Origin of the sequence: Amycolatopsis sp. NPDC102389, from assembly GCF_044765885.1 — a bacterium.
In the GTDB taxonomy this organism is placed as follows: domain Bacteria; phylum Actinomycetota; class Actinomycetes; order Mycobacteriales; family Pseudonocardiaceae; genus Amycolatopsis.
On the sequence record NZ_JBIWKX010000112.1, the window covers coordinates 1 to 11,640 of the forward strand.

The 11,640-nt window shown below is 70.3% G+C and carries 3 protein-coding genes; all 3 read left to right on the top strand.

Annotation, left to right across the window (positions count from 1 at the left end; genetic code table 11):
* Positions 1 to 234 precede the first annotated feature (234 nt).
* From ACIRGA_RS40240 to ACIRGA_RS40250, 3 genes are read left to right on the top strand one after another with little or no spacing between them, the layout of a single operon-like run.
* The gene (locus tag ACIRGA_RS40240) at positions 235 to 2,187 is read left to right on the top strand and encodes an ABC transporter ATP-binding protein (protein WP_400952595.1); all 1,953 of its coding nucleotides are present in this window, start codon (positions 235 to 237) and stop codon (positions 2,185 to 2,187) included.
* A gap of 2 nt (positions 2,188 to 2,189) precedes the next feature.
* A complete protein-coding gene (locus ACIRGA_RS40245) occupies positions 2,190 to 8,381 on the top strand; it encodes an amino acid adenylation domain-containing protein (RefSeq protein ID WP_400952598.1) in 6,192 nt (2,063 codons plus the stop codon).
* Positions 8,378 to 11,533, top strand: coding sequence for an amino acid adenylation domain-containing protein (locus ACIRGA_RS40250; protein ID WP_400952601.1), 3,156 nt, complete (start codon positions 8,378 to 8,380; stop codon positions 11,531 to 11,533). Before ACIRGA_RS40245 ends, ACIRGA_RS40250 begins: the two co-directional genes overlap by 4 nt.
* Positions 11,534 to 11,640 lie beyond the last annotated feature (107 nt).

The following is an 11,640-nucleotide window of genomic DNA, read 5'->3' on the forward strand; positions in this document are numbered from 1 at the left end:
CGGTTCCTGTCTATTTTTTTTTTGCCGGCGCCCTTCTTCTGTTTGTGTCCGTCGGGCGGTGGGGGGGGGGGGGGGGGGCTCGGCCCCCCCCCCCCCCCCCCCCCCCCCCCCCCCACCACCTGTACCGAGTCCCTTGTGGACGGTTGGACGTTCCGGACCGTGGACCACTCGTGGACATCGACACGATTCAGCACGATTGAGTTCGCCGACTTCGTGCGTGAGAGGGATGCCCAAATGGAAGTAATGTTGCGCTTCGGGGCGTCGCCCAAGAGCGATGACGACCCCGATCCCTGGTCGAACCGGGTCCGCCCGGGGACGGTGCGCAGAGTCCTCGCGTATTTCCGCCCCCACGTCGGCAAGGTGGCGCTCTTCGTCCTCATCGCCGCGATGGAGGCGTTCGTCGTCATCGCGACCCCGTTGCTGATGAAGGAGCTCATCGACGGCGGCATCCTCAAGAACGACTTCGGTGTCGTGATCCTGATGGCGGTCCTGACCGCCGGCCTGGCCGTGGCGGGCGCGCTGTTGTCGCTGATGTCGGCCTACGTCTCCGCGAAGATCGGGGAGGGGGTCACCTACGACCTCCGGGTGCAGGCACTGGACCACGTCCGGCGGCTGCCGATCGCGTTCTTCACCCGCACGCAGACCGGCGTGCTGGTCGGCAGGCTGCACACCGAGCTCATCATGGCTCAGCAGGCGTTCGGTCATCTGCTGATGGCGGCCACCAGCGTGGTCACGGTCCTGCTGGTGCTGGCCGAGCTGTTCTACCTGTCCTGGCTGGTCGCGCTCGTCACGCTGGTGCTGGTCCCGCTGTTCGTCGTGCCCTGGATCTGGGTGGGGCGGATCATCCAGCGGCGCACCGGAACCCTGATGGAGACGAACGCCGGTCTCGGCGGCCTGCTCCACGAGCGGTTCAACGTCCAGGGCGCGATGCTCTCCAAGCTCTTCGGCCGCCCGGACGAGGAGATGGCCGACTACCGCACGCGCGCCGGGAAGATCCGCAGGATCGGCGTGAGCATCTCCATCTGGGCCCGGATGTCGTTCGCCATGATGGCGCTGATGGCCTCGATCGCCACGGCGGTCGTCTACGGGGTCGGCGGCGGGCTCGTGATCGACGGGGCGTTCCAGCTCGGGACGCTCATCGCCATCGCCACCCTGCTGGGGCGCCTGTTCGGGCCGATCACGCAGCTGTCGGGGATGCAGGAGACCGCGCAGACCGTCGTGGTGAGCTTCTCCCGGATCTTCGAGCTGCTCGATCTGAAGCCGCTGATCCAGGAACGCCCGGACGCGAAAGAGCTCGAGAAGGACGTGGCGCCGGGCATCGAGTTCGACGACGTGGCGTTCCGGTATCCCACGGCGGACGAGGTTTCGCTGGCGTCGCTCGAGCATCTGCGGACCAAACGGGAACACGGTGACGTCACGGCGGACGTCCTGCGGGGCATCAGTTTCGAGGCACCCGCCGGAACCCTCACCGCGCTCGTCGGTCCGTCCGGCGCGGGCAAGAGCACCATCACCCACCTGGTGTCGCGGCTGTACGACCCGAATTCGGGAGCGGTCCGCTTCGACGGCCACGATCTGCGTGATCTCACCTTCGAGTCGATCCGCGGGACGGTCGGGGTGGTCAGCCAGGACGCCTACCTCTTCCACGACACGATCCGGGAGAACCTGCTCTACGCCCGCCCGACCGCCACCGAGGACGAGCTGATCGAAGCCTGCAAGGGGGCGCAGATCTGGGACCTGATCCAGTCGCTGCCCCGCGGGTTCGACACCGTCACGGGCGATCGCGGTTACCGCATGTCCGGTGGGGAGAAGCAGCGGCTGGCCATCGCCCGGTTGCTGCTGAAGGCGCCCACGGTCGTCGTGCTCGACGAGGCGACCGCGCATCTGGACTCCGAGTCGGAGGCCGCCGTCCAGCGGGCGCTCAAGACCGCGCTGCGCAGCCGGACGTCGCTGGTGATCGCGCACCGGTTGTCCACGATCCGCGAGGCCGATCAGATCCTCGTGATCGACGGCGGAACGGTCCGTGAACGCGGCACGCACGACGAGTTGCTGGCGCGCGGCGGGTTGTACTCGGAGCTCTATCACACGCAGTTCGCCAGGCCGGAGAACAACGCGGCCAAGCCGGAGCCCGAGGAAGACGAGTTCGACGAAGAGCCCGAACCGCTGGACACCGTGGTCTACGGAGGATGACGATGAGTTCCGCAGCGCAGGCCGCGTCGACGGTGCCGGCTCTCTTCGCCCGGCAGGTGGGCCGGGCACCGGACGCGGTGGCCGTGGCCGACGGGGACCGGATCCTCACCTATCGGGAGCTCGACGAGCTCGCGGGCGGGCTGGCCGGGCGGCTGATCGCCCGCGGCGTCGGTGCCGGCGGACGGGTCGCGGTGATGTTGGATCGTTCGGCAGATCTGCTGGTGGCGCTGCTCGCCGTCTGGAAGGCGGGCGCGGCCTACGTGCCGGTGGACGCCGCGTACCCCGCGCCGCGGGTGGCGTTCATGGTCGAGGATTCGGGCGCCTCCCTGATGCTGTGCTCCGCCGAGACCCTGGACCGGGTCCCGGACGGGATCGAGTCGTTGCTCGTGACGGACGCCGCGGGTGACGGGGCTTCCGTGACGGCGAACCCCGAAGACCTGGCGTACGTGATGTACACGTCCGGGTCGACGGGCAAGCCGAAGGGCGTGGCGATCCCGCACTCCAGCGTCGCGGAACTGGTGGGGGACCCCGGCTGGGCGATGGAACCGGACGACGCGGTCCTCATGCACGCGCCGCATTCGTTCGACGCGTCGTTGTGCGAGATCTGGGTGCCGCTGGTGTCGGGCGCCAGGGTCGTGATCGCCGAGCCCGGTCCGGTGGACGCCCGGCGGCTGCGGGAGGCGGTCGCGGGCGGAGTGACGCGGGCGCATCTCACCGCGGGCAGTTTCCGCGCGGTGGCGGAGGAAGCGCCGGAATCGTTCGCGGGCCTGCGCGAGATCCTGACCGGCGGGGACCTGGTGCCCGCGCACGCGGTGGACCGCGTCCGGCAGGCCGCGCCCGGTGCGCGGATCCGGCATCTGTACGGGCCGACCGAGACGACGCTGTGCGCCACCTGGTACGTGCTCGAACCGGAGGACGAGCCGGTGTCGGTCCTGCCGATCGGCCGTCCCCTTTCCGGCCGCCGGGCCTGGGTGCTGGACGACGCGTTGCGGCCGGTGGCGCCGGACGTGGCCGGCGAGCTGTACCTGTCCGGCGCCGGTCTGGCCGACGGCTACCTCGACCGGTTCGGATTGACGGCCGAGCGCTTCGTCGCGGATCCGTTCGCGCCGGGCAAAAGGATGTACCGGACCGGCGACCTCGCGAAATGGACACCGGACGGCGAGCTGCTCTTCGCGGGCCGCGTCGACGACCAGGTGAAGATCCGCGGGTTCCGCGTCGAACCCGGCGAGGTCGAAGCCGCGATGACCGCCCAGCCGGAGGTCCACGAGGCCGTCGTGGTGCCGATCGACGGACGGCTGATCGGTTACGTGGTGGCGGACGTCGATCCCGCTCTCGTGCGCGAGCGGCTCGGCGCGGTATTACCGGACCACCTGGTCCCGGCCGTGGTGATGACGGTGGCCGCGTTGCCGCTCACCGGCAACGGGAAGGTGGACCGGGCGGCGTTGCCCGTCCCGGACTTCACGGCGAAGGCCGAGGGACGCGAACCCGTCACCGAGGCGGAGCGTGTCCTTTGTGGACTCTTCGCCGAAGTGCTCGGCATCGAGCGGGCTGGTGTCGACGACGGCTTCTTCGCACTGGGCGGGGATTCGATCCTCGCGGTGCGCGTGGCGGCCAGGGCGGCGAAGGCCGGCCTGCTGGTGACGCCTTCACAGATCTTCGGGGAGCAGACCCCCGCGCGGCTGGCCGCGGTGGCGGGCGCCGTGGAGGCCGATCAGCAGGTCACCGGCGCCCTGATCGAGCTGACCGCGGAGGACGAAGCGGAACTCGCGGCCGCGGTCCCGGATGCCGTGGAGGTCTGGCCATTGGCGCCGCTCCAGGCGGGTTTGCTCTTCCAGACGACCCTCGACGACCAGGGTCCCGACATCTACCAGACCCAGTGGATCGTGGAGCTGACCGGCGAGCTGGACGTGGCGAGGCTGCGTTCGGTGTGGGAGGCGGTCTTCGCCCGGCACCCCGAACTCCGGCTGACCTTCCACCGGCTCGCTTCGGGAAAGGCGGTGCAGGCCGTCGCCGGGCACGTCGACCTGCCGTGGCGCGAGGTCGATCTGTCCGGCGCGGACGTCGAGGAGGCCGTCAAGGCGCTGTCCGCGGCGGAGCAGCGGGACCGGTTCGATCTCGCCAAGGCGCCCCTGTTCCGGCTCGTCCTGATCAAGGTCGCCGAGGACCGGCATCGGCTGCTGGTGGTCAATCACCACATCCTGACCGACGGCTGGTCGGTGGCGGTGATCCTCAACGAGGTGTCGGCGGCCTATACCTCCGGGGATTTCCCGGACCGGACGGCCGCTTCGTACCGCGACTACCTGGCGTGGTTGGACAGGCAGGACAAGGAAGCGGCGCGCACGGCCTGGCAGGCGGAGCTGTCCGACATCGACGTGCCCGCGCTGGTCGCCAAGTCGGACACGGCGACCGGCTACGACTACCGCGTCACCCATCTCGCGCCGGAGCTCTGCACGCGGCTCACCGGCTTCGCCCGTGACCACGGGCTCACGCTGGCGACGGTGGTACAGGGCGCGTGGGCGCTGGTGCTGGCGCGGCTCGCGCGGCGGACCGACGTGGTGTTCGGCACCACGGTCGCCTGCCGTCCCGCCGAACTTCCCGGCGTGGAAGCGATGCCGGGGCTCATGATGAACACGATCCCGGTGCGGGTCTCCCTCGACGGCAAGCAGTCCGTGGCGGACATGCTCACCGGCCTGCAGCGCCGCCAGGTCGCCCTGATGCCGCATCAGCACCTGGGGCTGACGGAGATCCAGAAGACGGCCGGACCCGGCGCGATGTTCGACACGCTGCTGGTGTTCGAGAACTACCCGCGGGATTTCGCCGACCAGTTCTCGTATCTGGGCACAGTCGAGGGGACCCACTACCCGGTGACCGTCGGTGTCATCCCGGGGGACGAGTTCCGGATCCAGCTCGCCTACTGGCGCGGGCAGATCGACCGGGCCGTCGCCGATTCCCTGCTGGACTGGTTCGCCGGTGCGCTCGGTGCGCTCGTCGAGGATCCGTCCGCTCTCGTCGGGCGGACCGATATGGGCGAGATCCCGTTGCCCCGCTGGGAACCCGCGTTGCTGGACGGCGAGCCGCTGCCGGAGCTGATCGGGCGGATGGCGGCCGAGCGGCCGGACGCGGTGGCCGTCACGGACGGCGAAGGCGACCTGACCTACGCGGAACTGTGGGACCGCGCGACGAGGTTCGCCGCAGTCCTGCGGGCGGGCGGTGTCGAACGCGAACGCCGGGTCGGGCTCGTGGCCGGACGGTCCGCTTGGTGGCTCATCGGGATGCTCGGGGTTTCGCTGGCGGGCGGCGTCTTCGTCCCGGTGGACCCCGCGTATCCGGCCGAGCGGGTGAAGCTGATCTTCGGCAGCGCGGATCCGATGCTGGTGGTGTGTCAGGGAAAGACCCGCGACGCGGTACCGGAGGAGTTCGCGGACCGGATCGTGGTGCTCGACGAGCTCGACCTGACGGCGGCCCCGAGCGCGGTTCTGCCGAAGGTCGGGATGCGCGACGCGGCGTACGTGATCTACACGTCGGGATCGACGGGGACCCCGAAGGGCGTCATCGTCACCTACTCGGGCCTGGGCAACCTGGCGATGGCGCATATCGACCGGCTCGCCGTGACGCCGTCGTCCCGCGTCCTGCAGTTCGCGGCGCTCGGCTTCGACACCATCGTGTCCGAGGTGATGATGGCGTTGCTTTCGGGGGCGACGCTGGTGATGCCGCCGGACGAGGATCTGCCGCCGCAAGCGTCGCTGAGCGACACGCTGGAACGCTGGGACGTCACGCATGTGAAGGCGCCGCCGTCGGTGCTGGCCACCGTCGACGTGTTCCCGGCCGGGGTCGAGACGGTGACCGCGGCGGGCGAGCTCTGCCCGCCGGGGCTGGTGGACCGGCTCGCGGCCGACCGCCGGATGCTCAACGCCTACGGGCCCACCGAGACCACGATCTGCGCGACGGTGAGCATGCCGCTGGCGCCGCACGGCGGGATCATCCCGTTCGGCGGGCCGATCGCCGGAGTCCGCGGCTACCTGCTGGACGCGTTCCTGCGCCCGTTGCCGAAGGGGGTCGTCGGTGAGCTGTACCTGGCCGGAATCGGGGTCGCGCGGGGATATCTGGGCCGCGCGGCGCTGACGTCCGAGCGGTTCGTCGCCGATCCGTTCGTCCCCGGTGAGCGCATGTACCGCACGGGCGACCTGGCCTATTGGACCGGCGAGGGCGAGCTGGTGTCGGCCGGCCGGGCCGACGATCAGGTGAAGATCCGCGGGTTCCGGGTCGAACCGCGCGAGATCGAGTTCGCGCTGTCCAACAATCCCCGGGTCACCCAAGCGACGGTGACGGTTCGCGAAGGACGCCTGGTGGCTTACGTGTCGCCGGGTGACGTCGATCCGGACGCGCTGCGGAGCGAACTCGCCGAGCGGATGCCGGCGTACATGGTGCCCGCGGCGGTGATGGCGCTGGACGTCCTGCCGCTGACCCCGCACGGGAAGATCGACCGGAAAGCCTTGCCCGAGCCGGATTTCTCGTCGAAGACGGCCGGCCGCGAACCGGCGAACGAGGCCGAGCGGATCCTGTGCGAGGTCTTCGCCGAGGTGCTCGGGCTCGCGCGGGTCGGGGTCGAGGACAGTTTCTTCGAGCTGGGCGGGGATTCGATCTCGTCCATGCAGGTCGCGTCCCGTGCGCGTCGCGACGGCCTCTCGCTGACGCCGAAGCAGGTGTTCGAGTACCGGACTCCCGAACGGCTCGCGCAACTGGTGGCGCTGGTTCCTCAGCGGGAATCGGCCGGCTCCGCCGATGGTGTCGGTGAAGTCGCGTTGACGCCGGTGATGCGGTTGTTCGGCGACGGCGTCGCGGCGCCGGGTTTCGCGCAGTGGATCGTCCTGGGCGCTCCCGCGAACCTGACGGAAGAGACGCTGACCGCGGGGCTGACGGCCGTGCTGGACACGCACGACATGCTGCGGGCACGGATCGTCGACGGACGGCTGGTGGTCGGTGAACGCGGCTCGGCGGGGACCTTCACGCGGGTGAAGGTCGAGGGCTCCCTGGACGAGGCCGCCGCGGCCCGGGAGGCCGTCGGACGGCTGGATCCCGCCGCGGGCGTGGTCGTCCAAATCGTGTGGTTGGACGCCGGACCGGACCGGCTGGGCCGGATCATCGTGGTGGCGCACCACCTCGTGGTCGACGGGGTTTCGTGGCGGGTCCTCGCCGCGGATCTGCAAGCGGCGTGCGAGGCCGTCGCCGCGGGCCGGAAACCGGAACTGGAGCCGGTGGCGGTGTCGTTCCGCCGGTGGGCGGGTCTGCTGGAGGAATGGGCGGTCTCCGCCGAACGGGTCGCGGAATTGCCCGCGTGGCAAGCGATTCTCGGGCAAGGCCGGCCGGAACGGGTTTCGGCGGGCGAGGTGCGCTCGCGGTCGTGGGTGGTGCCTTCGGCGGAGACGTCGGTGCTGGTCGGGCGAGCACCGGTGGTGTTCCACTGCGGAGTGCACGAAGTCCTGCTGGCCGGGCTCGCGGGAGCGGTGGCCCGGTGGAGCGAGTCGGACTCGGTTCTGGTGGACGTCGAAGGCCATGGTCGTCATCCGGCCGAGGGAATGGATCTGTCCAGAACGGTGGGCTGGTTCACCAGCACGCATCCGGTGCGCCTCGACGTCTCCGGGATCGACCTGGACGGCGTGCTCGCCGGCGACGCGGCGGCGGGGACGTTGCTCAAGGTCGTCAAGGAACAGTCGCGCGCGGTGCCCGGCGACGGGCTCGGGTACGGCTTGTTACGCCATCTCAACGCCGAGACCGAGCCGGTGCTGGCGGCGCTGCCGTCGGCGCGGATCGGGTTCAACTACCTCGGGCGATTCGCCGCCGGTGACGGCGGTGACGTGCGGGCGTGGCGGCAGGCGGGCGAGATCGGTGGCTCGATCGACGCGGACATGCGGCTGCCGCACGGGCTGGACGTCAACGCGATCGTCCAGGACCTTCCGGACGGGCCGGAACTGATCCTCATGCTCGAATGGTCGGACGGCGAGTTCGACGAGGCCGGGATCGAGCGACTCGTCCAGGAATTGCTGGCCGTGTTGTCCGGGCTGGCCTCCCAAGCGGAAGACCCCGCCGCGGGCGGGCACACCGCATCCGATTTCGGTCTCCTCGAATTGGACCAGGACGAGATCGAGAGCTTCGAAGCATTGGCAGCGGAACTCAGCGAAGGCCGGGCATCGTGAACACTTCGACGACAACCACTGGATCGGCACTGGCCGAGGTCTGGCCGCTTTCCCCGATGCAGGCGGGCATGCTCTATCACGCCTCCTTGGACGACGAGGCGCCCGACATCCATCTCATCCAGCAATCGCAGATCATCGACGGACCCCTGGACACGGAACGGTTCCGGAGGTCTTGGGAGCTCGTCCTCGGCAGACATGCCGCGCTCCGCGCGAGCTTCCAGCGGAGGAAGAACGGCGAGACGATCCAGCTCATCCCCCGGGACGTCAAACTCCCGTGGGCCGAACGCGATCTGTCCGACCTGTCCGAAGAGGACGCGCTGGCCGAAGCGAGCGTGATCGCGGAGAAGGAACGCTCCACGCGGTTCGACCTCACGAGGCCGCCGTTGCTGCGGCTGATGCTGATCCGGCTCGGGCCGGACAAACACTGCCTGGTGACCACGAGCCATCACCTGCTCATCGACGGCTGGTCGCGGGCGCTCATCGAGGCGGATCTCCTGGAGATCTACGCGACGGGTGGCGTCGCGCGGGCCCCTGGTTCCTACGGGAACTACTTGGCCTGGCTGGGAAAGCAGGACAAGGAGGCCGCCAAGGCGGCGTGGCGCGCGGAGCTGGACGGTGCCGACGGCTCGGCGCTCGGGCTCCCCGATAATCCCGGGAGGGCACCCGGGCTGCCCGCGAGCGAGGTGGTCCGCCACTCGCCGGAGTTCACCACCGCACTGGCCGAGTTCGCCCGCGGCAACGGGCTGACGTTCAACACGCTCGTGCAGGGCGCGTGGTCGCTGGTGCTGGCGAGGCTTTCCCGCCGCCAGGACGTGGTGTTCGGCGCGGTGGTCTCCGGGCGGCCCGCCGAATTGCCCGGCGCGGAGCAGACCGTGGGGCTGTTCATCAACACCGTGCCGGTGCGGGTGCGGTTGGACGCCTCCCAGCCGGTCTTGCGCATGCTGACGGAGTTGCAGGGGCGGCAGTCGGAGATGATGGCGCACCACCATCTCGGCCTCCCGGAGATCCAAAAGCTGGGCGAGGCGGGTTTCGACACGATCGTCGTGTTCGAGAACTACGCCGACCCGTCGACCGGCTCGTCCTCCGAGCTCAGCCTGACCTTGCGGGACTTCAACCAGGCGACGCCGTACGCGATCACGCTGGGCGTCATGCCGGGCGAAAGCCTCGAAATCGAACTGCAGTACCACGCCGACGTCGTCGAAGCCTCCGTCGCCAAGGCGGCGCTGGACGGGCTCACCCTGCTGCTGGAGCGGATCATCGCGGAGCCGGGGACGCCGGTCGGCAGGCTGGACGTGCTCGACGACGCCGGGCGTGCGCTGGTGGTCGAGCGCTGGAACGAAACCGACGACATCGTGGACGCGGCGTCGGCGGTGGAGATGTTCGGCCGTCAGGTGGACCGGACCCCGCACGCGACGGCGATCGTGGCCGCGGACCGGGAGTATTCGTTCACGGAACTCGACGAGTGGTCCGGCAAGCTCGCTTCGGTCCTGACGGCCCGTGGTGTGCGTCGAGGCGACTGTGTCGGTGTCGTGGTCGAACGGTCGGCGGAGCTGCTGGCGGCCTGGCTCGCGGTGTGGAAGGCCGGAGCGGTCTATGTGCCGATCGATCCGGACTATCCGGCCGACCGGGTCGCGTTCATGCTGGAGGATTCCTCGGCGGCCGCGGTGGTGTGCCGATCCGGGACCGCGACGCCGCCTGGGTATCAGCGGATCCACGTGGACGATCCGGTTCCCGATGACGCTTCGCTGGTGCCTGTCGGAGCGAACGACCTGGCGTACGTGATGTACACATCCGGGTCGACCGGGACGCCGAAGGGCGTGGCCGTCTCGCACGGCGGCGTCGCGGCGTTGCTGGGCTACAAGGTGTGGGATCTGCACCCCGGTGACGCGGTGCTGATGCACGCGCCGCACACGTTCGACCCGGCGCTGTACGAGGTCTTGGTGCCGCTCGTGGCCGGGGCGCGGGTGATCCTCGCCGGGCCGGGCGTGATCGACGCGGACACCCTCGCCGCGCACGCGGCGGCGGGCCTCACGTCGGTGAACTTCACCGCCGGGCAGTTCCGCGCCCTGGTGCAGGAGAAACCGGACTGCTTCGCGGGTCTGCGCTACTTCCAGACCGGCGGGGACGTGGTGCCGCTCGGCGCCGTGGAGCGGGTGCGGCAGGCGTGCCCGGATCTGCGGGTGCTGCACACCTACGGTCCGACGGAAACGACGTTCTGCGCGTCGTGGAAGGTGATCCGGCCCGGCGACGAGCTCGGTTCGACGCTGCCGATCGGCAAACCGCATCCGGGGCGGCGGCTGTACGTGTTGGACGTCTTCCTGCGGCCGCTGCCGCCGGGCGTCGCGGGCGACCTGTACATCGCGGGAGCCGGGGTGGCGCACGGCTACCTCGGCCGGACCGCGTTGACGGCCGAACGGTTCGTCGCCGATCCCTTCGCGGCCGGTGAGCGCATGTATCGCACCGGGGATCTGGCTTACTGGAACGACGAAGGCGAGCTGGTCTTCGCCGGGCGGGCGGACACGCAGGTCAAGATCCGCGGCTATCGCGTGGAACCGGGCGAGGTCGAGGCGGTGCTGGCGGACCAGCCGGGCGTCGACCAGGCGGTGGTGGCGGTCAGCGACGGACGGCTGATCGGCTACGTCGTGTCCGGTGCCGGGGTGGATCCGGTGCGGCTGCGTGAGCGGATCGCCGGGCTGCTGCCGGAGTACATGGTGCCGTCGGTGGTGATGGCGCTGGCCGCGCTGCCGGTGAACGCGAACGGGAAGGTCGACCGGAAGGCGTTGCCGGAGCCCGATTTCAGCGGGCACGTCGCCGGCCGGGAACCGGTGACGGAGATCGAACGGCTGCTGTGCGAGCTCTTCGCCGAGATGCTCGGCTTGGCACGGGTCGGCGCGGACGACAGCTTCTTCGAGCTGGGCGGCGATTCGATCGTCTCGATGCAGCTGGCGGCACGGGCCCGGCGCGAGGGCATGACCTTCGGCGCGCGGGAGGTGTTCGAGTACCGGACCCCGGCGGGGCTCGCGTCGTTCGTCGAGCTGGGGGAGGAGCCGGACGAGGTGCCCGCGGCGCGGCAGCCCGCCGCCGACTTCGCACTGGTCGACATGGGGAAGGACGAGATCGAGGAACTCGAGTCCGAGTTCGACACCGTTTAGGGGCTCGCTTTTCGCTTTGGGGTGGGGGGGGGGGGGGGGGGGGGGGGGGGGGGGGCCCCCCCCCCCCCCCCCCCCGGGGCGGGGGCGGGGGGGGGGGGGGCGGCGGG

Bases quoted from the DNA above. Each gene is read 5' to 3' on its own strand.
- ACIRGA_RS40240 (WP_400952595.1), top strand. From the start codon at position 235: ATGGAAGTAATGTTGCGCTTCGGGGCGTCGCCCAAGAGCGATGACGAC.
- ACIRGA_RS40245 (WP_400952598.1), top strand. From the start codon at position 2,190: ATGAGTTCCGCAGCGCAGGCCGCGTCGACGGTGCCGGCTCTCTTCGCC.